The following is a 26,602-nucleotide window of genomic DNA, read 5'->3' on the forward strand; positions in this document are numbered from 1 at the left end:
ATTTCAAGACCCCGGAGAGAGCAGCTTCAGAAGCTCGTCACGATCAAACTCTCGTTCGATCAAAGTGATAGAAGTTGCGCGAGCCAGATCGGAAAGCACCGGTTTGGCGAACAGCGTCGACAGCGGCAGTTCCACACCAACAGCCTGTGACAGCCGGCTCAAAAGCTGCACGGCCAAGAGCGAATGGCCGCCGAGCTCGAAGAAGTGGTCGTGGCGTCCGACCCGCTCGAGCCCGAGAAGCTCGGCCCAGATCTGCGCCAGCGCCGTCTCGACCTCGCCCTGCGGCGCCGCATAGCTGCGGCGCGCATAGGCGTCGTCCTCCGGCGCCGGCAGTCCCTTGCGGTCGAGCTTGCCGTTCGGCGTCAGCGGCAGCGCCTCGAGCCGCACGAAGGCCGACGGCACCATGTAGTCCGGCAGCCGCCCACCCAGATGCGCCCGCAAGGCGCCGGCAAGCGCGCCGCCATCCTCGTCGTCCGAGCCTGCCTCGGGTCCACACACGACATAGGCGACAAGCTGCTTGTCGCCGGCACGGTCCTGGCGCGCCACCACCACCGCCTCGCGCACCCAGGCGTGCTCGCAAAGCCGCGCGGCGATCTCGCCCGGCTCGATGCGGAAGCCGCGGATCTTCACCTGGTCGTCGTTGCGGCCCAGAAACTCAAGATTGCCGTCCGGCAGATAACGCGCCAGGTCGCCGCTCCGGTACAGCCGATCGCCCTCCACAAACGGGCTGGCGATGAACCGCTCCGCCGTCAGCTCGGGCCGGTTCAGGTAACCCCGCGCAACGCCTGCACCGCCGATGTAAAGCTCACCCACCGCCCCAAACGGAACCGGCGCACCATGACCGTCCAGCAGGTACACCCGAAGATCGGGGATGCGCTTTCCGATCAGACTGCCCGAGTTGGAGGTGTCAGATTGATTTAGAGGCCGATAGGTTACATGCACGATAGCTTCCGTGATGCCGTACATGTTAATCAATTGCGGAGCACCGTCTGGATGCCTGTCATACCACGGCTTCAGAATTGACGGCTCCAGCGCCTCCCCACCAAAAATCACATATCGAAGGCGGTTTCGAACATTGCTCTGGCACTCTACATCCATGAGAGCTTTGAAAGCCGAGGGGGTCTGATTGAGAACCGTGACGTTAGACTTGCAGACTAGCTCATGGAAGTCGGGAGCAGAACGGGCGGTATTACTCGGCACGAGAATCAAACGCCCGCCATAGCGCAGTGCACCCCACAATTCCCATACTGAGAAGTCGAACGAGAAGGAATGGAACAGGCACCATACGTCGTGCTCGCTGAAGCCATACCAGTCCTGGGTCGCCTCGAACAAACGAGCAATCTGAGCATGCTCGACCATGACGCCCTTTGGGGTTCCGGTTGAGCCTGAGGTGTAGATGACATAGGCGAGATGGCGCGGGCTCAGGCCAAGGGCGCGCGGCTCCGGGTTCGAGGCCGGCAGTTCGGCCCAGGCCGGGGTGGCCGTCTCCAGATCGACCACCGTCAGATCGACAAGCGCCTCGGGGCCGAGTGCGGCGCGGCCGGCGGCATCGCAAAGCAGCAGCCGCGGTGCGGCATCCTCGACAATCTGCCGCAGCCGCGCGCAGGGATAGGCCGGGTCGAGCGGCAGATAGGCGCCGCCGGCCTTGAGGATCGCCAAAAGACCCACCACCATCGCCGGGCTGCGCTCCACGCAGATCGCCACCGGCTGATCCGGCTTCACACCCAGTGCGATCAGATGATGCGCCAGCCGGTTGGCCCGGGCGTTGAGTTCGCCATAGGAGAGCGCCTCGTCCTCATGAACCACCGCCACCGCCTCGGGTGTGCGGCGCACCTGCTGCTCGAACAGCTCGTGGATGCACACTTCCGACGGATAGTCCGCCGTCCGGTTCAGCTCCTCCAGCAGATAGGTGCGCTCGGCGGCCGGCAGGATGTCGAGGTCGCGCACCGGCCTATTGGGGGCATGCTCCAGCGCCTCGGCCAGTTGCTCGAGCACCTGCTGCATGTAGCCGCAGACCCGATCCGCAGAGATCGGCTCCACCACCTGTGCGGTGAGGCCGAGCGCCTCGCCAAAATCCTCCACCGACAGGGTCAGCGGATAGTTGGTGCGTTCCTCGCCGCCCAGCCATTCCATGCCGGACAGCACATCATCCGTTCCAGAACCGGCCATGGCCGCCGGCGTGTTGTGGCGGTAGTTCAACAGCGCGCTGAACAGCGGCGCCGGCGCCGCCACCCCGCTGCAGCGTTGCGCCAGCGCCAGCGAGGCATGCTCGTGCGCCAGCAGCTCGGCCAGACGGGCATGGGTGAGACGCAGACTTTCCTCGACCCCGGTCCCGTCCAGGTCAAGCCGCACAGGCAGGGTGTTGATGAACAGGCCCAGCGCCCGGTCGGCGCCCGCCCCCGCCTGCATGCGGCCAAACAGCACCGTGCCGAACACCACCTGCTCTCGCCCGCTGCTCAGCGCCACCACCTGCCCCCAGGCCAGATGGCACAGGCTGGCCAGGCTCACCCCCAGCCGCCGCGCCTGGGCCCGCAGCCGATCGTTGAGCGCCTGCGGCAACATCCGATGCGCCTCGCCAACCCCGCTGCCGTCGCCATGCACTTGGCTGAGCCCGAACGGCAGCGTCGGCTCGTCGATGTCGGCCAGCATCGAGCGGAAGAACTCTTCATGCGCCTTGGCATCGCCCCCCAGCCGCGCCTGCGCCACCAGATTGCGGAACGGCTGCGGTGCGGCAAGCTCATGCCCGCGACCCTCCAGCACGGCCCGCACCTCGGCATGCATCACTTCCAGCGTCGTGTGATCGCCGATCAGATGGTGCAGCAGCTGCAGCAGCAGCCAGCGCCCGCTGCCCGGCTCGCGCGCGATCACAAACCGCAACAACGGCGCCCGGCCCAGATCGATGCGGTACTGGCGCGGATCGAACCGGCGCCTGAACTCCTCGGCGCCGGAACCGTCACAGCCATCCAGCTCGACCTCGGTCACCTCCAGCGGCGCCTTCCGCCACACCACCTGGGCCGGGCGCGACAGCCCTTCCCAGACAAAGGCCGTGCGCAGGATGTCGTGCCGATCCACCACCTGCTGAACCGCAGCAAGGTAGCGATCGAGCACACCCCGCTCGGCAAACGCCATCTGCGACACCAGCAGATAGGGATCGCCCCGGCTGGCCAGCAGATGATGGAACAGGATGCCGTCCTGCAGCGGCGACAGGCCATAAATGTCCTGGATGTTGCCGACGCCGCCGGGCACCGTGGCGACGATCCGGTCGATCTCCGGCTGGGCCAGCTCGATGAGCGGCAGCATCTGCGGCGTAATCGCCGTGCTGTGCTCGCTGATCAGGTTGGCAGGGACCGCCACCTCGTGATGGCTGCCAAGGCTTGCAGCCAGATCGCAAAGCACCGGCCGGGCGAACAGGGTGCGCACCTCCACCCCCAGCGACAGCTGCCGCAGCCGCTCCATCAGCTGCACCGCCAGGAGCGAGTGGCCGCCGAGCTCGAAGAAGTTGTCGTTGCGTCCGACCCGCTCGACACCGAGGAGCTCCGCCCAGATCTCGGCCAGCGCCGTCTCGACCGCGCCCTGCGGCGCCTCATAGGCCGCCCGCGCATAGGCGTCGTCGTCGGGGGCCGGCAGCGCCTGGCGGTCGAGCTTGCCGTTCGGTGTCAGCGGCAGCGCCGCGAGCCGCACGAACGCAGCCGGCACCATATAGTCCGGCAGCCGCCCGCTCACATGCGCGCGCATGGCGCCGGCAAGCCCGCCGCCATCGGCCTCGTCCGAGCCTGCCTCGGGTCCACACACGACATAGGCGACAAGCTGCTTCTCGCCGGCACGGTCCTGGCGCGCCACCACCACCGCCTCGCGCACCCAGGCGTGCTCGCAAAGCCGCGCGGCGATCTCGCCCGGCTCGATGCGGAAGCCGCGGATCTTCACCTGGTCGTCGTTGCGGCCCAAAAACTCCAGATTGCCGTCCGGCAGATAACGCCCCAGGTCGCCGCTCCGGTACAGCCGGGCGCCTGCCTCATCGCTGAACGGATCGGCCAAAAACCGCTCCGCTGTCAGCTCAGGACGGTTCAGATAGCCACGCGCAACCCCCGCCCCGCCGATGTAAAGCTCACCCACCGCCCCGAACGGAACCGGCGCACCATGACCGTCCAGCAGATACACCCGCGTGTTCGCAATCGGGCGCCCGATCGGGATACGGCGGAATGTCTCATCAATCGCGGTGATCTCGCAGACTGTCGCGAAGGTCGTCGTCTCGGTCGGACCGTAGCAGTGAATGAGGCGTACAGGACCTTCTTCTCTCAGCAATCTCAAAAATGAGGGAACGTCACTGGCCTCGCCTCCAGAAAGGAGGTACTTAAGTTGTGCCAACGCTGGAGCGATCGATAACGTATATTGGTTGAATAACGCTGTTGTTAGAAAAAGGGTTGTCACCCGTTGCTGTTCAAGTGACTTGGCAAAATTGGAAGGATTTATGACGGTCGTGGCATCCAATGCAATAATGCAGCCACCGTTGAGCAGCGGCGCCCACACTTCAAATGTGCTGGCGTCGAAGGCGGGATTACCCACCCACGCCACACGATCTCGGGCATCGATCTTCGCATACCCATTGTTGATGACGAGCCGATTGACCGCACGATGAAGAACAACAACCCCCTTGGGAAGGCCGGTCGAGCCGGAAGTGTACATCACGTAAGCGGCAGCCTCGGCGCTCAACGTCAAGCCAGGGTCGGCACTAGACCCAGTCCCAGCCATGAGCGGCTCAATAGACAGAACAGGGGTCGTCACATCAACCAATTCATCGTCACCCTCGCTAAGCACGAGGCGCGCAGCACAATCGGCAATCAGCCATCCTTGTCGCGCAGACGGAACGCCACGATCGATCGGCACGTACACTCCGCCCGCCTTAAGGATCGCCAACTGCGCCACGACAAGAGCGACGGAGCGGTCCAGCACTGTCGCAATGCGGTCCCCCGGCTTGACACCCAGTGCGATCAGATGATGCGCCAGCCGGTTGGCCCGCGCGTTGAGCTCGCCATAGCTTAGGTGCTCCTCCTCATGGACCACCGCCACCGCCTCCGGCGCCTTTTGCACCTGTTGCTCGAACAGCTCGTGGATGCAAAGATCCGACGGATAGGCCGCCGCCGTCCGGTTCAGATCCTCCAGCAGATAGGTGCGCTCCTCGGACGACAGCAGCTCGATGCGGCCGACCGGCTGCCCGGCATCGGCAGCCATCGCCCGCAGCAATGCCAGCAGATAACCACGCTGCCGCTCGATCGTCGCCTGATCGAACAGCGCCGTGGCATAGCCGATTGTTCCGGCGATCTCCTCGCCATGCTCGCCAAGGCTTAGCTCCAGATCGAACTTGACCTGATCGAACCCATCCCCGGCAGCCTCCACACTCAGCCCGGGAAGGTCCAATGACCCGACCGCATTGTTCTGCCAGGCCAAGATCACCTGGAACAACGGCGTGTGATCAAGATGCCGTGGCGGCTGCACGATCTCGACCACCTGCTCGAACGGCAGGTCCTGATGCTCCTGCGCGGCCAGCGCCGTGCGCCGCGTCCGCTCCAGAAGCTCCGACACGCTCGGCTCGCCCGACAGGTTGACCCGCAGCGCCAGCGTGTTGACGAAGAAGCCGATCAAGTCTTCGATCTCGCGCCGGCCTCGATTGGCGCTCGGCACGCCGATCACAAGGTCGTCCTGCCCCGACAGGCGCGACAGCACCGCCGCCCAGGCCGCCAGCACCGTCATGAACAACGTCGTGCCATGCTGCCGGCTCAGCCGCTTCAGACCCCGCGTCAGATCCGCATCGATGACGATCGGAACCGTCGCCCCGGCAAACGACTGCTGGGCCGGCCGCGGCCGGTCCGTCGGCAAGACAAGACGGGCCGGAGCGCCAGACAGGGCGTCGCGCCAATACTGCGCCTGGGTCTGCAGCCGTTCCCCCGACAGCCACTGCCGTTGCCAGGCGGCATAATCCGGATATTGGATCGCAAGCGGCGGCAGCGGATCGTCCTGTCCAGCCTCGAACGCCCGGTAAAGCTGACTGAGTTCACGCACCAGCACGCCCATCGACCAGCCGTCCGAGACGATGTGATGCTGCGTCAGCAGGAAGACGTGCTCCGCATCCGACATCCGGATCAGACGCCCGCGGATCAGCGGGCCACCCGCAAGATCGAACGGTATGCGCGCCTCTTCATGGCACAGATCCAAAAGCGCCGCTTCCGCGTCCCGCCTGTCCCGCAGATCGTGCTCCAGCACCGGCAGCCCTGCCTCCGGCGGCAGGACCTCAACCCGGGGCTTGCCATCCGACGCGACAAAGACACTGCGCAGCGCCTCGTGTCGGGCAAACAGACGGTCGAGGCTGCGCTGCCACGCGGTGCGGTCGAGCACACCACGCAGCCGCAGGGCCAGCGGAATGTGATAGTTGGTGCTGCCCTCGTCCAGCTGCGCCAGGAACCACAGCCGCTGCTGCGCGAACGACAGTGCAAGCGGCTCGTCGCGCGACACGGCAACAATCGCCGGCAGGTCTTGCGGACCGCAGCGGCTCAACACATCGACGATGCTTGCCGCCAGATCGGCCAGCACCGGGTTGGCGAACAGCGTCGACAGCGGCAGCTCGACACCCAGGGCCTGCGACAACCGGCTCAACAGCTGCACGGCCAAGAGCGAGTGGCCGCCGAGTTCGAAGAAGTTGTCGTGGCGTCCGACCCGCTCGAGCCCGAGAAGCTCGGCCCAGATCTGCGCCAGCGCCGTCTCGACCGCGCCCTGCGGCGCCTCATAGGCCGCCCGCGCATAGGCGTCGTCGTCGGGGGCCGGCAGCGCCTGGCGGTCGAGCTTGCCGTTCGGTGTCAGCGGCAGCGCCGCGAGCCGCACGAACGCAGCCGGCACCATATAGTCCGGCAGCCGCCCGCTCACATGCGCGCGCATGGCGCCGGCAAGCCCGCCGCCATCGGCCTCGTCCGAGCCTGCCTCGGGTCCACACACGACATAGGCGACAAGGTGCTTCTCGCCGGCACGGTCCTGGCGCGCCACCACCACCGCCTCGCGCACCCAGGCGTGCTCGCAAAGCCGCGCGGCGATCTCGCCCGGCTCGATGCGGAAGCCGCGGATCTTCACCTGGTCGTCGTTGCGGCCCAAAAACTCCAGATTGCCGTCCGGCAGATAACGCCCCAGGTCGCCGCTCCGGTACAGCCGGTCGCCCTCCACAAAGGGACTGGCGATGAACCGCTCCGCTGTCAGCTCGGGACGGTTGAGGTAGCCACGCGCCACCCCCGCCCCGCCGATGTAAAGCTCACCCACCGCCCCGAACGGAACCGGCGCACCATGACCGTCCAGCAGATACAACCGCGTGTTCGCAATCGGACGGCCGATATGTGGCACAACGTTGTCACTGAAGAGCCGTCCCGAGGTTGCCACGACGGTAACTTCCGTCGGGCCATAATTGTTTATTAACTTGAGAGGCGACGGTAGCCGGGAAGGCACACGCTGGAGACGATCACCGCCAATAAGCAAGTACTCCAACGTGGGATTTATCAGCTTGTCTTCTAATGCGGTTGTAGCCAGCGGTGTTACTAAAAAGGCGGCCTCCAGTGGTTGATCACGCCACCATTGCAGGAGAAGCAGGGGATCTCCTGCTGCTGCCCTTGGCGAGAGCAGCAATGTGCTCCGATTGGATAATGCAGACCACAGCTCCCAAATGCTGGCATCGAATGCCACTCCGGCCGTGAGTGCGCAGCAGGTTTCTGGTTGCCGACAGAACGTTTGCACATGCCATGCTGTGAGATTGACCAGGCTGTGATGCTCGACCATGACGCCCTTTGGGGTTCCGGTGGAGCCTGAGGTGTAGATGACATAGGCGAGATGGCGCGGGCTCAGGCCAAGGGCGCGCGGCTCCGGGTTCGAGGCCGGCAGTTCGGCCCAGGCCGGGGTGGCCGTCTCCAGATCGACCACCGTCAGATCGACAAGCGCCTCGGGGCCGAGGGCGGCGCGGCCGGCCGCATCGCAAAGCAGCAGCCGCGGCGCGGCATCCTCGACAATCTGCCGCAGCCGCGCGCAGGGATAGGCCGGGTCGAGCGGCAGATAGGCGCCGCCGGCCTTGAGGATCGCCAAAAGACCCACCACCATCGCCGGGCTGCGCTCCACGCAGATCGCCACCGGCTGATCCGGCTTCACACCCAGTGCGATCAGATGATGCGCCAGCCGGTTGGCCCGGGCGTTGAGTTCGCCATAGGAGAGCGCCTCGTCCTCATGAACCACCGCCACCGCCTCGGGTGTGCGGCGCACCTGCTGCTCGAACAGCTCGTGGATGCACACTTCCGACGGATAGTCCGCCGCCGTCCGGTTCAGCTCCTCCAGCAGATAGGTGCGCTCGGCGGCCGGCAGGATGTCGAGGTCGCGCACCGGCCTATTGGGGGCATGCTCCAGCGCCTCGGCCAGTTGCTCGAGCACCTGCTGCATGTAGCCGCAGACCCGATCCGCAGAGATCGGCTCCACCACCTGTGCGGTGAGGCCGAGCGCCTCGCCAAAATCCTCCACCGACAGGGTCAGCGGATAGTTGGTGCGTTCCTCGCCGCCCAGCCATTCCATGCCGGACAGCACATCATCCGTTCCAGAACCGGCCATGGCCGCCGGCGTGTTGTGGCGGTAGTTCAACAGCGCGCTGAACAGCGGCGCCGGCGCCGCCACCCCGCTGCAGCGTTGCGCCAGCGCCAGCGAGGCATGCTCGTGCGCCAGCAGCTCGGCCAGACGGGCATGGGTGAGACGCAGACTTTCCTCGACCCCGGTCCCGTCCAGGTCAAGCCGCACAGGCAGGGTGTTGATGAACAGGCCCAGCGCCCGATCGGCGCCCGCCCCCGCCTGCATGCGGCCAAACAGCACCGTGCCGAACACCACCTGCTCTCGCCCGCTGCTCAGCGCCACCACCTGCCCCCAGGCCAGATGGCACAGGCTGGCCAGGCTCACCCCCAGCCGCCGCGCCTGGGCCCGCAGCCGATCGTTGAGCGCCTGCGGCAACATCCGATGCGCCTCGCCGACCCCGCTGCCGTCGCCGCGCACCTCGCTCAGCCCGAACGGCGTGGTCGGCTCGTCGATGTCGGCCAACTGTTCCTGGAAGAACGCTTCATGCGCCTTGGCATCAACCCCCAGCCGCGCCTGCGCCACCAGATTGCGGAACGGCTGCGGTGCGGCCAGTTCATGCGCGCGTCCTTCCAGCACGGCCCGCACCTCGGCATGCATCACTTCCAGCGTCGTGTGATCGCCGATCAGATGATGCTGCAGCTCCAGCAGCAGCCAGCGCCCGCTGCCGGGCTCGCGCGCGATCACAAACCGCAACAACGGCGCCCGGCCAAGGTCGATGCGGTCCTGGCGCGGATCGAACCGCCGCTTCAGCTGCTCGGAACCGGGACCGCCATCCTCATCCAGCTCGACCTCGGTCACCTCCAGGACCGCCTTCCGCCACACCACCTGGGCCGGGCGCGACAGCCCTTCCCAGACAAAGGCCGTGCGCAGGATGTCGTGCCGATCCACCACCTGCTGAACCGCAGCAAGGTAGCGATCGAGCACACCCCGCTCGGCAAACGCCATCTGCGACACCAGCAGATAGGGATCGCCCCGGCTGGCCAGCAGATGATGGAACAGGATGCCGTCCTGCAGCGGCGACAGGCCATAAATGTCCTGGATGTTGCCGACGCCGCCGGGAACCGTGGCGACGATCCGGTCGATCTCCGGCTGGGCCAGCTCGATGAGCGGCAGCATCTGCGGCGTAATCGCCGTGCTGTGCTCGGTGATCAGGTTGGCAGGCACCGCCACCTCGTGATGGCTGCCAAGGCTTGCAGCCAGATCGCAAAGCACCGGCCGGGCGAACAGGGTGCGCACCTCCACCCCCAGCGACAGCTGCCGCAGCCGCTCCATCAGCTGCACCGCCAGGAGCGAGTGGCCGCCGAGCTCGAAGAAGTTGTCGTTGCGTCCGACCCGCTCGACACCGAGGAGCTCCGCCCAGATCTCGGCCAGCGCCGTCTCGACCGCGCCCTGCGGCGCCTCATAGGCCGCCCGCGCATAGGCGTCGTCGTCGGGGGCCGGCAGCGCCTGGCGGTCGAGCTTGCCGTTCGGTGTCAGCGGCAGCGCCGCGAGCCGCACGAACGCAGCCGGCACCATATAGTCCGGCAGCCGCCCGCTCACATGCGCGCGCATGGCGCCGGCAAGCCCGCCGCCATCGGCCTCGTCCGAGCCTGCCTCGGGTCCACACACGACATAGGCGACAAGCTGCTTCTCGCCGGCACGGTCCTGGCGCGCCACCACCACCGCCTCGCGCACCCAGGCGTGCTCGCAAAGCCGCGCGGCGATCTCGCCCGGCTCGATGCGGAAGCCGCGGATCTTCACCTGGTCGTCGTTGCGGCCCAAAAACTCCAGATTGCCGTCCGGCAGATAACGCCCCAGGTCGCCGCTCCGGTACAGCCGGGCGCCTGCCTCATCGCTGAACGGATCGGCCAAAAACCGCTCCGCTGTCAGCTCAGGACGGTTCAGATAGCCACGCGCAACCCCCGCCCCGCCGATGTAAAGCTCACCCACCGCCCCGAACGGAACCGGCGCACCATGACCGTCCAGCAGATACACCCGCGTGTTCGCAATCGGGCGCCCGATCGGGACAACTGACCCATCAAAATCAGCCGGGCAATTCCAAACCGTCGCGCAGACCGTTGCTTCGGTCGGGCCATAAGCGTTGACGATAGATGCCGAGGCCAGACTTCGGACGAGTTCAGCCTTCGGCAGTTCGCCAGCAAGAATGAGAACGTGCGATGCCAAACATCCCGGATCCCGGCTTGCCTGAAGCAAGGCTGGAGGCAATGTCGCATGGGTTATGGCTTCGCTTCGCAGGTAATCCGATAGCTTGTTACTCGCTTGGCGGAGCTCGTCCGCAGGCAAGTGCAATGCGGCGCCTGAGCCAAAAGCCATGACAAGCTCCCAAGCACTTGCATCAAAACCGAAGGAGGCGAACTGCACGACACGGCTATTTGAACAGACGCCAAAAAGCCCGATCTGAGCCAACCCCAGATTGACCAGGCTGTGATGCTCGACCATGACGCCCTTTGGGGTTCCGGTGGAGCCTGAGGTGTAGATGACATAGGCGAGATGGCGCGGGCTCAGGCCAAGGGCGCGCGGCTCCGGGTTCGAGGCCGGCAGTTCGGCCCAGGCCGGGGTGGCCGTCTCCAGATCGACCACCGTCAGATCGACAAGCGCCTCGGGGCCGAGTGCGGCGCGTCCGGCGGCATCGCAAAGCAGCAGCCGCGGTGCGGCATCCTCGACAATCTGCCGCAGCCGCGCGCAGGGATAGGCCGGATCCAGCGGCAGATAGGCGCCGCCCGCCTTGAGGATCGCCAAAAGACCCACCACCATCGCCGGGCTGCGTTCCAGGCAGATCGCCACCGGCTGGTCCGGCTTCACACCCAGGGCGATCAGATGATGCGCCAGCCGGTTGGCCCGCGCGTTGAGCTCGCCATAGCTTAGGTGCTCCTCCTCATGGACCACCGCCACCGCCTCCGGCGCCTTTTGCACCTGTTGCTCGAACAGCTCATGGATGCAAAGATCCGACGGATAGGCCGCCGCCGTCCGGTTCAGATCCTCCAGCAGATAGGTGCGCTCCTCGGACGACAGCAGCTCGATGCGGCCGACCGGCTGCCCGGCATCGGCCGTCACACCATATAACAAAGTTTGCAAATGCTGCGTCATACGGTCGATCTGCTCCGGTGCTAATCGACTTGCATCAAAATGCCATCGAAAGCTCCCATCCTGAGTGCAAACCTCAAACGTCAGCAAATCGCCGCATGGGGCTGACCCAGCACTTTGGCTTGTCGTCAGATCGCCAGCGACAGAACAGCTGTCTGTCGTGATCGTGATGCCAATCGGCCAGGGCTGGTGCGACCGTAGCGCCTCCACACCTCGCAATGTCGGGCAGCGCGCGATAAGATCCCGGGCAAAGCTAGCGTGCTCGCTCAGCTGAGCGCATTCGGCCGCCACCGCTTTGCGCACTTCTTCAAAATCATGTGCAAGATCAATGGTAACTTCCATCGGCACGACAGAGGCGATAAGCACCTCCACCGCTTTCAAACCGGCTTGCGATCGATCCGATTCAGGCGTCCATCCCAGTTGAAGCTCTGTTTCTCCGGTGATGCGGGCGAGATAGATCAGCCAAGCCGTTACCAAGTATTCCGTGCGATCATTTGGCGACAGCTTAGCCAAAGCACTTGCCATGAACCACGAACTCGACTGCCGTTTGGGCGGCGCCTCAGCCACGCACGACGACAGGAAAGGAAACTGCAATATTCTAAGCTGCTCTAGCCGCCGTCGCCAAAAATCCTCTGAAGGCGCCAGCAATTCATGGGCCGCAGTTATGCTCCGCGCCTCATCGTCGCTCAAAATTGGAAGGCGACCACCTTCATCCAGATTGGAGTGCCTGGCGAGGGCTCGCGCGTCCAGCGCCTGACCATCGGAGCTGCCAAAGCAAACATCGACATCCTGTGTACCCGTCGCCACCCGCCAGTGGCTGGAGTGGATTTCAAGCAGAGAACCTGCCGGGAGGCCCGAGCGTTGAGGCAGCACCTCCAAGCGCCTGACTGTGACCACCTCATCGCCTACGAGAGCCTTGGGCAGACCCAATGGATTGAGATGATGTAGGCCCAAGTTCAAGGCACGCGTCATCGCTGACAGATCTTGCGCGGGCCGATCCCATCGCAGACAGCCTGCCGCATCCGGGCGCCGACGTCTCGGAAAGTAACTTCTGCTCACCAGCGCCTGCGGATAGGCAGCAAGCTCTCCCTTTGCCAAGCCAGTTAAAAGCTCGCGGAAGCCCTCGATCGCGGCTTCATCACATTTAAGGTTCAGGGTCAAAGCCGTATCGGCCGGCGCAATCAGCACTTGGAGCTGAACCACGACGTCACCCGTATGAACACCATCATCGATCCGATGCCACGTGATGGCATATTCGGTCTCCTGCGCCAGCAGCGCCCAGGACGTCGCGTGCGTTCCCGCATATCGTGGCAACGGACCGTCGTGGTAATTGAAAGCACCTTGACGCACTTGCCCAAACACGTCCGGTGGCAATATGAACGGATTGGCAACGGAGAAAATCCAATCTACCGGTTCGGCCTGCAAAAAAGACGAGAGCTCTTCAACGCTTCCTACACACGGGATCTTGGCGCGAGTCGCCCACTCTGCGAATATAGCGTCGCCGGACAGGGCCGCACCAATGACGTGGCCCATCTCAATTGCCAGCTGAGCGCAGCGGATAGCGAGCGTACCACTTCCAACAACGACACTGGAGGAGATCGATCGCGCTGCAGGATCCATGCCCTGATCGCCTGGTTGGCAGGCACTCCCGCGCGTCGGAGAAGTCTGATATGTCATCTTTACCCCTCAGCCACTCGACCCAGTTGGCTGGACTGTTCCCGCTCTAGATCCGAGTATTTCGGCTGACCACCCCGCGATGTCCGCCTCCGCGCCGTCCCTAAAGACAGCGCCTCATCCTTCACCCAGATGGTCAAATCACCACGTTGACGCAGGCCGCGCGACTTGGATGTCGTCCAAGAGTTTCCAACATCGTACCAAACGGCCCATCATTCAGGATGGGATCGTAGCGACCACCGATGGGGCTGCACAATCCCCAATTGACATGCAATCATAACCCAGTCGCATGACGCGCTTGCACATCTCAGCAAAACGGGATAGCAATTCCGGTAAGGGACATGCGGTGCGATCAGGGCGCGGATCCTCGACACGGACATGCAACGGCGTGGGTAGATCGGGCTCAACAGAATGCGCTATGCATCGGTTGCCAAGCTGAAATCCGTGACCGCACCACCAAGGGCCAGTATCACCGCATCGCCGGCGCGTTGGTGCATGGATCGTTTAGCGGTCGTGGTGTAGGCGATCGGCAACCTCAATAACCGATCTGTGACCTTGATGCCTTTCAAACATAACGCCGCCCGCCGCCATCGCATCGGCAGGATGAAATTCAATTCAAGGTGACGAACTGGCCGGAATATGAGGCGGGGTTACGGCGACGTGGCAGCTTGACCCTGTGGCTGACACCGGAGGTGCTTGCCATGTGGCTTGCTCCACGCCCAGCGACGCGTGGTGGCCAGCCTCGTTATTCCGATCTAGCCATCGAGACCGGCTTGACGCTGGGCCTGGTGTTCGGCTTGCGGCTGCGTCAGGTCGAAGGATTATTAGGATCGGTGCTGCCCTTGATGGGCTTGGCGCTCGCTGTCCCCGATCATACCACCCTGAGCCGTCGGGCGCGAACATGGCAATCGCCCAACAAGGCGCATGACCTCCAGGGTCGACCGGACGGGCCAGTGCATATTCTTGTCGACAGCACTGGACTGCAGGTCTACGGCGCGGGCCAATGGTTGGAGGAGAAGCATGGCGCCAGATCCCGCCGTGGTTGGCGAAAGCTGCATGTGGCGCTGGATGCCGATAGCAGCGAGATCATTGCACATACGATGACCGACCAGGACGCGGGCGACGCATCGCAGGTGGAGCCGTTGCTCAACCAGATCGATGGTCGGATCGGGCAGTTCACAGCCGACGGCGCCTATGACGGGAAGCCCACCTACGACGCGGTCACCGACCACAGTGCGGCTGCCGTCATCGTCATTCCCCCGCGCGCCAACGCGATCGAACCAGCCGGCGATCAATCTCCCGGACAAAGGGATCAGCATATCGCTGCAATCAGCAGAGACGGGCGAATGAAATGGCAGGTCTCCACCGGCTACGGCAAGCGCTCGCTGGTCGAGACTGCCATCGGCCGATACAAGTCCATCATCGGGCGGCGTCTGCGGGCTCGGTCGTTTCACGCTCAGCAGACGGAAGTGGCCATCGGCTGCGCCGCCCTCAATCGTATGCTTGCATACGCACGCCCTAAATCCATCCGCCGCAATGGACCAACCACATAGATAGCCCCATCACAGATCCACATCCGCTCAAGTCCCGATCCATGCACCAACGCCGCAAAATTGGGCGGTCATGAGTGCTGGTCATGCGGCTTGACGGAGCACCGCAGCGATCTGCTCAAGCAACAACTCAAGTCGATCGAGTTCACGGTTTATTTGAGCCTTGAGATACGTCGGCAACCCGCGCCGGTCTCCGGTCTGGAATTCCTCCAGTCGTTTGCGCCGATCCTTGTGTAGCGGTTGGTAACCGCTGACACCCTGAGCGAAAAGCAAACCCTTGATGCGGTTAACATGCCTCACCCGTTCCGCAATGAGCGCTTAGCGCTCCCGGCAGATGCGCCGCCGATCTTCGTCCCCTGGGACCTGCGCTTTGACATTGCGCATACACGTGCTCGCCGCGCTTGAACGCGAGCAGTGCCCGGACCAATGCTTCACCATCAACCTTGTCGGTCTTTGTTGACGCGGCTTCGATCGCTACTTCACGTCGGTGTCGGCGTGTGCGCTTGCAACCCGGACCAGCCGGTCAGATCGGGGCTGATCCTCGTGTCGCGTCCGGGATAAAGTCGCCCGGAGGCCCTGAACCTGCCAATGTGCGGACCATCGTTGTCGACGTCGCGGGACGATGGAGGGGCCAATCGGCCACAATCGATTCGCCGAATTAGGGCACGGCGGAAAGCAGGAGAAAAACAACAAAAATCGAGAGGTGAACGGCACCTTGGAGCACGGTGGTTCTGCCCGTGCCGAGGGTGATCGTGCTGACGAAGAGTGTCAGGATGAGCATTACGAGGTTCTCCGGGCGGAGCCCCAACGTAATTGTTCTGCCCAAGTGTGACGGAGATCGCAGCGACCACCGGAACTGTCATGCCTATGCTTGCGAGCGCTGACCCGAGAACAAGATTTACGCTGTTTTGAAGCCGGCTCAGCAATGCTGCGCTGTCGAGGGGATGAGACAGCAGCTTGGCCAACAAGACGACTGACACGAGGGCCAGCACGAGCAGGCCTCCAGTTACCGGCATATTGCCCTTCGGGCGTTCGTGCTCGGCCGGAAGCGCCTTGCCGTCATCGATGGCACCCGTGTGATCCATAAAATAGTCGCGATGGCGGACCGTCTGCACGTATAGAAACACGCCGTAGAGGACCAGCGACACAAGTCCAATGATGGCAAGCTGTATTCGAGCGAACTGCTGCGGCTGTCCTGCGATGACGAAATTCGGCAGCACGAGAGACAGTGTCGCGAGTGTGCCAAGCACCGCCAGTGCCGCCGAGGCCGCATCCAACTGAAACGTCTGCTCGTGGTGGCGTCGGCCGCCAACCACTAGACAAAGGCCGATGACTCCGTTGAGCACGATCATCACCGCGGAAAAAACCGTGTCTCTCGCGACCTCTTCGTTCCCTCTGCGCCCGACAACATTATGGAAACGATGACCGCCACTTCGATGATTGTCACGCAGATGGCGAGGAGGATAGCTCCAAGGCTCACCCACCCGCTCGGCAAGAACTTCGGCGTGATGCACCGCTGCAAAAACAGCACCTGCAAGCAAGGCCGCCGACGTCAGAAGTATCGGGACAGAGACTTCAGGCAGCACGTGCGCTAGTGCCAGAGCCGCAATCACGCCACCGAAGAGCGGAATGATCCAAGACCACAGCGGCACGTGTGTGGAGGTGCTATCTTGCATTGTCGGCTTCATCTTCCCCGTCCGCTGTTAACGTGAATACGCCGCCCTGATCTCGCTCGGCGCTCCGGGGCAGAGGAGACGCGAAATCGGGCGACGTTGCTACCTCTCGTCAGAATGGTGAGCAGTATCGGTTTTTTGCCGGCTCCAGATCAAAGGCGGGAACGTCGCTCATCAAAACCGTTGCTAAGGCGCCCCCGATCACCTTCAGAAGGGACCGGCGGGACATTTGCTCGGCGATGGCGATTCGGGCGTTGATCTGAACATGTCAGGTCAAGGATTATCGCCCCGGGGGTCGCGCAATCGGGCCTGGACCGCTCCCCGGTCGCCGGGGAGGTCGCGGACGATGATCGGTGGCCGACCTTGTGCCAATTCTCCAATCAGCGCCCGCGCCGCCTCCAGCAAAAAGATGCCGCAATCACGACCGTTGTCCTGCTGGGTCATCGCCATTTGGATTGCCTCGGGGGCTCCCAAGGCGCGTGCGATCCGTCGGGCAGAGGGGTTGTTTAAGCCGTTGAGGGAGTCGAAGTGATAGGCCATCGGACTTTGCCGTTGGCGGCGATCAAGGAGCAGCAGCGACCAGTGGGTGCCGCGGCGATCGGGATCATCACCCTCGGCGTTACTCACTGGAATGAACACGAAGTCGGCTGCATTATCGTGACCGTACAGGTTGCGGACCATGGGACGACGTCCCGTATCCGGGGCCGTCCCCAGCAGCATTGGTACTTGCGAGGGGTCCGCCAGCGCCGTGATGGCGGCGAGTCCCGGATAGTTGTTCAGCAACTCGAGGCTTATTAGATTGAAATTCCTACGGATGTTGTCTTCCCACAGCCACTCCTTGTCACCGAGCCAAGCTCCGAATTGAAAGGTGAGGTAAAGACGCCCGTTGTCCCGCAGTTCGGCCCTGTAAAACCTTCGGTTGATCAAGAAGCTTGTCCGTTCGTTCCAGGCTGGCATGAGGCCGCGCTCTCTCAGGGCGTTGGTCAGAGCGTCCGGGGCAAACTCGCTGTAGTGCCGCCAACCCGGCCCGACGGCATCGCCGAGATCCGGAAGATGGGCTGGGGTCCAACGTGGATTTGGGACAAAACGTGGATTATTGTCCGCTGGCGGAGGAGGTAGCTCGTTCTGCGTCGAGTCGTAATCCGGCGTGAAGGGCGAGCCAAACTGCTTAATAATCTCCTGCTCATGCCAGTTCTGCTGCGGATCGTCCGATGACGGACCTATCTGGCTCTGGGGAGTTACGAGCTGCCACTGAAAAGGTTGGATTTCGCCTGCATCCTGCGAATTGTTCGCCCGCTGGAACTGGCGGTATAGCTCAAGCATAAGCAACCCGCCTTGCATGGAGTTGCTGTCCAGGTCCAACTTCGCAACCCATCCTCGCAGCGCCGCGTCCTGTAGTCCAGTGATGGTTTGTTTGTAAGACCGGAGCTCCTCAGATAACCTGCGAAGACTACGGGCATATACGTCAACGGTTGTTTGGGTGTAACCGCCACGCGCCACTCCATACTCACTCGCCTCATTGATGAGGGCCTCGTCTTCAGGAGAGGCAACACGCCGTGGGGCGCCCCGCTTTACTCCGTCGCCCGCATCATTCCTGTATTTCTCAAGCATGCGCAGCGCAGCGAGGCAATTTTTGCGGCGCGAGGAACATTCTTCTTTTGGCGCGGGTAGTTGTCGTCAACATAAACGCGCAACTGTTCGTCACTAAGTTGAGCTAGACCGCCGAGAGAGTTGAGCTCATTAGATAATGCGCGAAGATATGTAAGATTATCTTTGATGGTGCTCTCACTATAGCCCCTGCGCCTGTACGCCTCGGCCGCCCCGTCGATGAGGTTAGTGTCTTCGGCAGAGGCCGCAGGCGTGGCCTTGGCATGATGTTGGTGAAACGTCGTCTCGACGTATTCGTAAGACGCGTCTGTGCTGTGGCGCGCGCTGCTGTTGTTGTCTCGCAGGGAAGGCTGCGCCGGCATGCGCATCGAGCCACCCATGGAGGTACGCCGAATTGCACCACTGTCTAAATGTAGATCGCTCAGCTGCTGCACGACAGCCTCCGGCTCGCGCGTCCAGTCCTTCGACGATTTCTTGCCGCTGCTTGGAACGACGAGCTTCTTCACACCATCTTTGACTTTTGCAAAGCCTTTTGTGAACCAACCTTTTTTTTCTTTTTTCGGCTGTCGGGTTATCGGCTCCTCCTGCGAGGCGGTCGAATGCCTGGAGCGGCTCGAGGCCACATCTTCCCCTTGCAAACCCGCGATCCAAGTATCAGCCTCGCTACATTGTTCGGGACTAGAGTCCGACGATTCATCACCTGTACTGCCCATCGCGGCCTCTCCTTTGACACATCAGCCAGTATCATACGGCCGAGTCGTCTCTCGCCGTCATGCAAGATTGGTATTCCATGATAATCACGGCGAGAGGGACGATTACATCGGGCAAAATGAAAACTGACCCTGGCATTGTCTCAAGCAGAGATGGCATGGGCGCGCTGTCCGCGGATGGTGGATGGCGAGTTGGATCAGTATGGCGACTCGATCCGAGGCTGGTAGCAGCAAATCGTCGAAGGTTTCGACTGATCATGTCCCAGGGAGTTCTCTAATCGCGGTTGTCAAGTTGATCGCCGAGGAGCTGTGCGGCCATAGCACTGTTGCATGGATCAGACTTTGGACAGGCAACCCTATCCACTGCATTTTTGCAACGCGCTCGAACTTGGGCCGGCCAAGTTCTGTCATCCGGTTAAGAACACGGACGCCAATCTTTGCTTCAGTCTTCTGATTGTCAAAATGTCGCGCTTTGAGTTTGGGCCCGATCACAGCCTTCCATCGACCCATCTGGGTCTCAGCGCGACTGCGCTTGTTGTAGCCGGTGGATTTCTGCCATGCCATCCGCCCTTTGGTCTGGATTTCTGCAATATGGCGATCGCGGACAGGTGGAACCAGCACCGATTGAGGGCTGGCAACGGCAGTCTTGGGAGGTGGGATAATGACCTCCACGATCTCACCAAAGCGTGTCGCCAGAAGATCTCGGGTTGGCGTTCCATCATAGGCGCCGTCGGCAATGAACTTCTCGACGGGGCCACCGATCTGGTCCAGAAGTCCTGATAACGCTGTCGGATCGCCGACATCATCCGCGGTCAGATCGGAACAAACAATCTCACCACTGACAAGATTGAGACCAAGGTGCAGTTTGCGCCATCTTTTGCGTTTGGCCTTGGTTTTGTGCTTGTTTTCCAACCACTCGCCCTCGCCGAAGACCTTCAAGCCGGTGCTGTCGACAACCAGATGGGCCGGACCTGATGTTGTGGCTCGGGACTTTGTCGACGGCAACGCCAGCCCTTTGCTCCGGCGAGACAGGGTGGAGAAGTCAGGCACGGCAATATCGAACCCCATCAGCGCCGCGACACTGCGCATCAAGCCTTGGGTCTGGCGTAGCGCCAGTCCGTAGACGACGCGCAGGGTCAAGCACAACGTAATCGCCAGATCCGAGTATTTCGGCTGACCACCCCGCGATGTCCGCCGTCCGCGCCGTCCATAAAGACAGGGCCTCATCCTTCACCCAGATGGTCAAATCACCACGTTGACGCAGGCTTTCATTATATGCCGGCCAGTTCGTCACTTGATATTTCTGCTTGGCAATCTTGTCCCGCCGAGCGGCATTGAACGTGTGCGGCATCGTCGAAATCCCGATCAGGAGACTGAAAACAACCGCTCCATATCAGTCGCCGGGTGATCCACGCAACAACGCCCATCGTTGTCGCGTTTAATGCCAACCGCGTCCAAGGTGGCTTCACTTACGGCATCAGTCCCGCCGCAGTTCCATACGTGGTCGCAGGATTCCTCGGCTTGCTAGGGATCAGTCACTTTATCGCGGCATTTCGATCCGAAACCGCTGAAGCCGGACCTGCGGATTGAAACGCTGTCTTGCTGATGGGGGGCGGCCTGCTGGGTCTCATGGCGTCGATAGCGGTCGGAGGAGGCTTCATCGTCGGATCGGCGTTGCTGTTTGCATTGACGGCACGCTCCTTTGGGCTACGCGCACTTCCGGCCGATCTCGCGATCGGAGCTGGCTTGGGCTCGTGATCTTCCTACATTCAACGAGCTTCTATCGCTTGCCCTTCCCATGGGGCCGATCGAGCGTCGTCGGCGTCCTGCCTGGTATTGCTCTGCTGCCTCGCTCATTGCTGCTTCTCCGGAGCCGGCACGGTGACGGTGCATTTCTGGTCCTTCCCCGTCTGCCTGGCATTCTCCAGGCACGCCGAAATCTCCCCGCCGCCGGCATCGTAAAACTGCCCGCCCCATTTCATTTTCTTGACCGTAAAGGGATCGACGGCCTCGATCATGGCATAGCCGGCGCTGTCGCGATCGCGGCCCATGACGAGGCTCGCGACATGGCTGTCGGCGGAGAACGGCAGGAAACGTGGCAAGATGAGAAGCAAGGACATGCCGGCGATGACTCCAAAGCCCGCGGCCGTCCACATCCGAATGTCCTGATCCTTTCTGAGAAAGGCGCTTCTGCTATGGGAGGCGAGAACGCCGCTGATGCGCTCGAGATCGGACGCCTGCCGCTCGAGTTGCTGAACGGCGTTGCGAACCAGCCCGTCGCCGCTACGCTCGAGAGCGCGGGCATAGTGCTCGGCACCCTGCCGCAGAACGGGGGATTGCTCCACGGCCTTTAACCGCTCGCCCACCGTGGTGAGGCTCTGGACGATGCGCCCGAGCTCGGCGCTGTAGTCGACTGGCGTACCCTGCCGCTCGATCTGGTCGAATGCGGTTTCCACGCCCTTGCGGATCGTCGTCATTTCTCGCGTTAGATTGGCGGCAAGGTCTTCGACCGTTTCCCGCAATGCCTCGAAGGCGGCTGCCGGATCGCCGGCGTCATCCTCGGGTGATGTGTCCGGCTCGAGATCGTCCCGGCCGTCCAGATCCTCGTCGCGGTACTCTTCCGCCATGTCTTCTCCTTATCGTTCCAGCCCGAGGCTTTGGCTCCGGCTCTGGGTTATATGGCGCTCCATTTCACGGGCAAGATTCTGGCTCTGACGGATATGACTGATTCCGAGTTCCTGAGCGCGATTGCGCAAGACCGATTCAAGCTGTGGATCGCGTTCAAGACTTTTCGTAAGGCCTTTCATCTGGCTGTCGATCTTTGCCCGTGCTTCCACATGCCAACCGGTTGTGAGCGTCCGACGCTCAGCCTGTAGTTCCTGCCAGCGCTCGATAAAGCGATCGGCCCTCACGTTAGGGTCTGCCAGCGCCGCCCGCTCCCGGTCCATGCCGGCGACGAGCTCGCCGACACGCTCGCGGCCGGAAAGCTCGGTCATCGCCGTTGCCGTCTCCGGATCGTATTGCAAGGCCGATTTCATGAGCTCGTGCGATCCCGGCCGCGCCTGATCGAGGCGCTCGGCTGACGTGCGCAGTTCCTGCCTCTGCGTTTCGAGAACGGGCAGGTCCTGCCGAAGCTGCTTGTCGGCGGCGCTGAATGCGCGCGCATAATGATCGACGGCCTGCTCAAAGCCCGTTAGAGGCCGCGCGCGCTCCGCGAGCCGGTCCTGCGCGGCAGCTGGCCGCAAGCTCTCTTCCCTTCCCGGCCGCTCCGCCTGCGAGGCCTTGTCGCGCTCCTGCGCGGCGCCACGACCCGCATTGAGCTTGAGGCCAGCGAACGTGCTGCGCTTCTGCGTCTCGGCTCTCTGCGGGCGTTTCTCGGCCTGCTGATGGCCGGGTGGCGCAATCGCATGTTCAGGCCTCCGCGGTGGCTGATCCAGAGGCAAGCTTTCGATCGCCTCGCGGCTGTAGGTTGCCTGCTGTCGCGGACCCTCGCGCCCGCCAACAGGGCCGGCCAGATCGTCGGCACGTTCCTCGTGGACACGCTGACGCTCAGATGGCCGGTCCTGTTGCTCCTGTCCTGGATGGCCCAGACGGGAGGTGATGTCCTGCGACAGTTTCTGGGCCGGAGCAAGCTCGATCTCGCTCTTGACTCCGAACGCCTCCGCGATCCCACGCCGCTCGGCAAAGTCTTTCGCGTAGTCCAGCGTCGTTTCTTTCACCCCCGATCGCGACAGACGGCTTTCGAGTTGGGCGTAGGCCAGCTCGCCGGCGTCCATCACCTTCCACGAATGCCGCTCGACCGTCTGTCCGTCCGGCAGGCGAACCGACTCCGATCCCTGATGCCGAAGGCTGATCGTCGCGCCGATCTCCGGCTTGGTCTCAGCCATGGCGCGCTCAAAGTCCACGCCCCAAGTGGTGTGACGCTCGCCGGCTGCGTTTTCCAACGTCACGAAATAACTCTGGCTGTTGCCCTCTTTGTGCTCGTAGGGCGCGGCCCCATGCTCCACCAGTTTGCCTTGGGCCAACATTTGGTCGGCGCGGGCGTTGGTGAACTCTTGTCCGTCGACATAGAGCTGCGCCCCGTCGCGATGCCGGGTCATGGCGACATAGGTCAGATGCCGGTCCATCGTTCCGGACGCCAGCACAAAGGCGCGATCGACCGTCGCCCCCTGGTTCTTGTGAATCGTCGTCGCATAGCCGTGGTCAACGGCTTGGTAATCATTGACAGGTACATCGATGATGCGCGGACCGTCCGTTCCCGGCGCATTTCCGTCGAGCTGAACTTGTATTGCGTGCGGCTCGACGGACTGAACGGTGCCTAGCATGCCGTTCTTCACGCCGAGGTCGCGGCTGTTCTCCAGAAACACGATCCGGTCGCCCGGTGCAAAACTGCGCTTGCCGTCATTGGTCTGGAATGTGAGCTCTCCGCCCTCCGCGCCGCGCCCCAGCCGATGGCTGTCCTGCAGCTCGGAGCGGATTGCCTCATTGATGGCCCGCACATCTGCCCGACGATGCGCCATCGCAACGCGGGTGCCGTCCGGGCGCTGATCACGATCGGCAAGGTAATCCCGAACGATCTCGCCGCGCGCGTCTTCCCGGGTCTCGCTGAACCGAATATCGCCATGCTCATGATAAGCGGCCAGGCCCTCGGCCGTCCGGTGCGTGGCGAAGGCAACCGACGCCTCCCGCTGCCAGTCCACGCGCTGCCGGCGTATCTCCGAAAGCTCCGCATGGCCGATCTGCTCGGCAATGGCGCGGAACGGTGCGCCGGCCCCGATCGCCTGGAGCTGCTCATGGTCGCCGACAAGGACGATCTTCGCCCCGCGCTGCTCGGCCTCGCCGATGAAGCGGGCGAGCTGCCGGCTTCCCACCATGCCGGCCTCGTCGATCACGAACACGTCGCCGCGGCCGATCATCCCCCGTTCGTTATCCCAACCGCGGGACCAGGATGCCAGCGTACGGCTCTGGATGCCGGCACTTTCCTCCAGACCCTCGGCCGCCTTTCCGGACAGTGCTGCGCCATGCACCCGATAGCCCTGCGCCTCCCACGCCTCGCGGGCGGCCGCCAGCATGGTGGACTTGCCAGCGCCGGCGAACCCGACGACAGCGGATATGCGTTCCGGTCCGGTAATATGCTCGATTGCGCGCCGCTGCTCGTCGGAAAGCCGCGCGGTTTCATCGCCGGAACTGCGCCGAATAGCATCGTCCTGCCGCTCCATCGCCCTAACGACATGCCGCCGATCGACACCATGGCTGAGCACCTCGGCCATACGCTCGGCCGCTCCCACCATGCCGGATTCGATCTCGACCATTTCCCTTGTCGAATACCGCGCCAACTCTGTCTCGCCCGTCTCGCGATCCCCCGCAATGTGGGTGCGCTCCGGCTGAAGCTCGACCAGCGCCGGCGATGCCATGACGGCGGCAAAGGCATTCTGGAATGCCTGCGCATCGTCGTTGATATAGCGATGCAGCGCCCGCGCAATATCGCGCCGGTCGAAAACGCTCTTTTCCTGCGTGATGATCGAAAGAACCTGTTCCGGCTTTTCCCGGATCAGCTCGGCATTACGCTGCGCCGCCTCTCCGTCCAGCCGCGCCCGCTCAACCGCCATACCCTTGCGCTGCATCTGCGAGGCATGCACACCCATATGCTCGGTCGGCGAAAGCTCAAGTCCGCGCTCTGCATGCGAACGGTGATCGATCCGGATATCCAGCCCCTCGCGCTGAAGCTGGCTGTTGGCGATGCTCTCCCACGACTGGCGAATGTCGCGAAGCTGCATGTCGGTCGTCGGCAGACCATTCGACAACAGCTGCGCATTCTTGTGCTCAAGATAAGTCTTCTCCCCCAGGCTGCTTTCTTCGACCTGCCGCGTTGTCATCATCACATGCGCATGGTAGTTTCTGATATCGCCCTGCTCATGCGGCGCATGGATCGCGAAGTCTACCGCTGCGCCATAGCGATCGGCCAAATCCTGAGCGAACGTCCGCGCCGCCGCAATCCGCCCTTCAGCCGATAGCTCATGCGGAAGCGCAATCTCGAACTCGCGGGCGACACGCGCGTCTTTCCGGTTCTCGGCAAACTCAGCCGCATTCCACAAGGTCGAACGATCCAGAGCCCAATCGGCGGAAACGCCCACTGGAAGCACAATCTCGGTATGCTCCACCCCCTCTTTCCGGGTGAAATCATGTACAAGCCCGTCGCGCTCATTGGTCAGGCGAACCGCACAACGATAAGCCGCCGATGCCACAGCACTATCTCCTGTCGCTTTCGCTCAATCGGCCACGGTGTGGCGCCTGTGGCAATGTCGATGCAACAAAGGTGAGGTCGCGAATGCGCAACACAGGGGATGCATTTTCAAGCGGAGAACGCAACTTTTCCGTGAAATGACAGCAACATTCCTGTAGTAGCAATCGTATCGGCAACGAGATGGAGCGTCACAATGAGCGGACAGGCTGATGACAGGGTCGTAATCGGCAAGCTGAACGAAATCAGGACGCGTCGCCCGCCATGGCAATTGCTGATGGTCGGAAACACCGATGGGATGATCGCGTTCAGTGCCGAGACAAACAACGCCCTGATGCGCATATTCGATCTCCTGCCGCATCTCGGTGGCGTCACGATCAAGACCACGAGCGGCGACCTGAGTTTGAGCCGCGACTTTCCCGGCAATTACGTGAACGAAGTCGATGCGCTCCTGGCGGGCATTCTCAATAGCGAACCCGAAATCACCGGCATCGTGTTTCCCGCGACCGGCACGCGTCCCGAACATATGGCCACAGTCGAGGATCCGCATCTGCTACCGGAAGCAAAGGAGCTTGCCGCTGCTGAAGCGGCGAACGAAACCGGCGAGCCGCCGCGTGCACGTGACGAGAAGTAGACTGATGGCTTCCGACACACTCGCGCTTCTCATCGACGGTGATAATGCATCGCCGTCGATCGTCACCGGGCTGCTCGCGGAAATCGCCAACTATGGCGTGGCAAGCGTCAAACGCATCAATGGCGACTGGACCGGTCCGAACCTGAAAGGCTGGAAAGACTGCCTGGTTGAGCATTCCATTCAGCGGGTCCAGCAGTTCGCCTACACGACCGGCAAGAACGCTACCGATGGCGCCATGATCATCGAAGCCATGGACCTGCTTTATACGGGTCGATTTTCCGGCTTCTGCATCGTCTCGAGCGACAGCGATTTCGCCCGACTGGCGGCGCGGCTCCCCGAACAGGGCGTGGCGGTCTACGGTTTCGGTGAACGCAAGACGCCGCGCCCCTTCGTTACCGCTTGTGATTTCGACGTGCTCAATGGCGCCGCGCCGGAAGCAGAAGCGCCGGTCGCCCCAGAACGAACAGTCCGCAAGCCGGTAGCCGCAGCAGAAGCCGCCGCGCCGACCGCCAAGCCAGTTCCGGCAAAACCAGCGCTCGATCGAGCTGCCCTCGACATGCTCGCCAAGGCCGTCACCGCCTCGGCCGACGAGAACGGCCGCGCCAACCTCGCGCGCGTCGGCGCGCACCTGGCCAAACAGGCTCCGGACTTCGATGCCCGTAATTACGGCTTCGCCCGCTTGTCCGATCTGGTCGCGGCTTCCGGCCTGGTGGACATGGAGAGCACGGGCGATCACCCGAAAATCATCATGGTCAAGCTCAAGGCCGCGCCCGCACCGAAATGAAAGGAAC

General features: G+C 62.9%; 7 protein-coding genes and 4 pseudogenes. 3 read left to right on the top strand and 8 right to left on the bottom strand.

Annotated elements, in window-relative coordinates; genetic code table 11:
* Window positions 1-3: 3 nt before the first annotated feature.
* Window positions 4-13,341 (bottom strand): amino acid adenylation domain-containing protein, encoded by a 13,338-nt coding sequence (locus WGT02_RS39390; RefSeq protein ID WP_375680039.1) that lies wholly within the window; start codon window positions 13,339-13,341, stop codon window positions 4-6.
* A gap of 612 nt (window positions 13,342-13,953) precedes the next feature.
* On the opposite strand from WGT02_RS39390, the pseudogene WGT02_RS39395 reads away from it, so the two are divergent.
* Window positions 13,954-14,948: pseudogene (locus WGT02_RS39395) on the top strand (IS5 family transposase).
* A 99-nt stretch (window positions 14,949-15,047) separates the two neighbouring features.
* Here WGT02_RS39395 and WGT02_RS39400 read toward each other — a convergent pair.
* From WGT02_RS39400 to traA, 7 genes and pseudogenes are all read right to left on the bottom strand, one after another.
* A pseudogene (locus WGT02_RS39400) lies at window positions 15,048-15,444 on the bottom strand (IS110 family transposase); the annotation flags it as partial.
* Window positions 15,445-15,603: 159 nt separating this feature from the next.
* Window positions 15,604-16,621 (bottom strand): annotated as a pseudogene (locus tag WGT02_RS39405) (calcium:proton antiporter).
* A 270-nt stretch (window positions 16,622-16,891) separates the two neighbouring features.
* Complete coding sequence (locus WGT02_RS39410) at window positions 16,892-17,980, bottom strand: Ulp1 family isopeptidase (RefSeq protein ID WP_208250711.1); 1,089 nt, start codon at window positions 17,978-17,980, stop codon at window positions 16,892-16,894.
* A 209-nt stretch (window positions 17,981-18,189) separates the two neighbouring features.
* Window positions 18,190-18,939 (bottom strand): hypothetical protein, encoded by a 750-nt coding sequence (locus tag WGT02_RS39415; protein WP_208250709.1) that lies wholly within the window; start codon window positions 18,937-18,939, stop codon window positions 18,190-18,192.
* A 384-nt stretch (window positions 18,940-19,323) separates the two neighbouring features.
* Window positions 19,324-20,287 (bottom strand): annotated as a pseudogene (locus tag WGT02_RS39420) (IS5 family transposase); the annotation flags it as partial.
* A 502-nt stretch (window positions 20,288-20,789) separates the two neighbouring features.
* Entirely contained in the window at window positions 20,790-21,563 is a 774-nt protein-coding gene (locus tag WGT02_RS39425) for a DUF6118 family protein (RefSeq protein WP_208250707.1), read from the bottom strand.
* A 9-nt stretch (window positions 21,564-21,572) separates the two neighbouring features.
* Window positions 21,573-25,181 carry a Ti-type conjugative transfer relaxase TraA gene (gene traA, locus WGT02_RS39430; RefSeq protein ID WP_208250705.1) on the bottom strand — a complete coding sequence of 1,203 codons (3,609 nt, stop codon included), beginning with the start codon at window positions 25,179-25,181 and terminating at the stop codon, window positions 21,573-21,575.
* 192 nt (window positions 25,182-25,373) lie between these two features.
* Here traA and WGT02_RS39435 point away from each other — a divergent pair, with 192 nt between their 5' ends.
* Both WGT02_RS39435 and WGT02_RS39440 read left to right on the top strand, forming a co-directional pair.
* Window positions 25,374-25,811 (top strand): hypothetical protein, encoded by a 438-nt coding sequence (locus tag WGT02_RS39435; RefSeq protein WP_013845945.1) that lies wholly within the window; start codon window positions 25,374-25,376, stop codon window positions 25,809-25,811.
* A 4-nt stretch (window positions 25,812-25,815) separates the two neighbouring features.
* Window positions 25,816-26,595 carry an NYN domain-containing protein gene (locus WGT02_RS39440; RefSeq protein WP_028005970.1) on the top strand — a complete coding sequence of 260 codons (780 nt, stop codon included), beginning with the start codon at window positions 25,816-25,818 and terminating at the stop codon, window positions 26,593-26,595.
* Window positions 26,596-26,602 lie beyond the last annotated feature (7 nt).

The organism is Rhizobium sp. T1470 (genome assembly GCF_042140505.1).
GTDB lineage: Bacteria > Pseudomonadota > Alphaproteobacteria > Rhizobiales > Rhizobiaceae > Rhizobium > Rhizobium favelukesii.

Excerpts from the sequence above, each read along its gene's own strand:
- WGT02_RS39435 (WP_013845945.1), top strand. The coding sequence starts at position 25,374 with ATGAGCGGACAGGCTGATGACAGGGTCGTAATCGGCAAGCTGAACGAA.
- WGT02_RS39390 (WP_375680039.1), bottom strand. The coding sequence starts at position 13,341 with ATGGATCCTGCAGCGCGATCGATCTCCTCCAGTGTCGTTGTTGGAAGT.
- WGT02_RS39440 (WP_028005970.1), top strand. The coding sequence starts at position 25,816 with ATGGCTTCCGACACACTCGCGCTTCTCATCGACGGTGATAATGCATCG.
- WGT02_RS39425 (WP_208250707.1), bottom strand. The coding sequence starts at position 21,563 with ATGGCGGAAGAGTACCGCGACGAGGATCTGGACGGCCGGGACGATCTC.
- WGT02_RS39415 (WP_208250709.1), bottom strand. The coding sequence starts at position 18,939 with ATGGGCAGTACAGGTGATGAATCGTCGGACTCTAGTCCCGAACAATGT.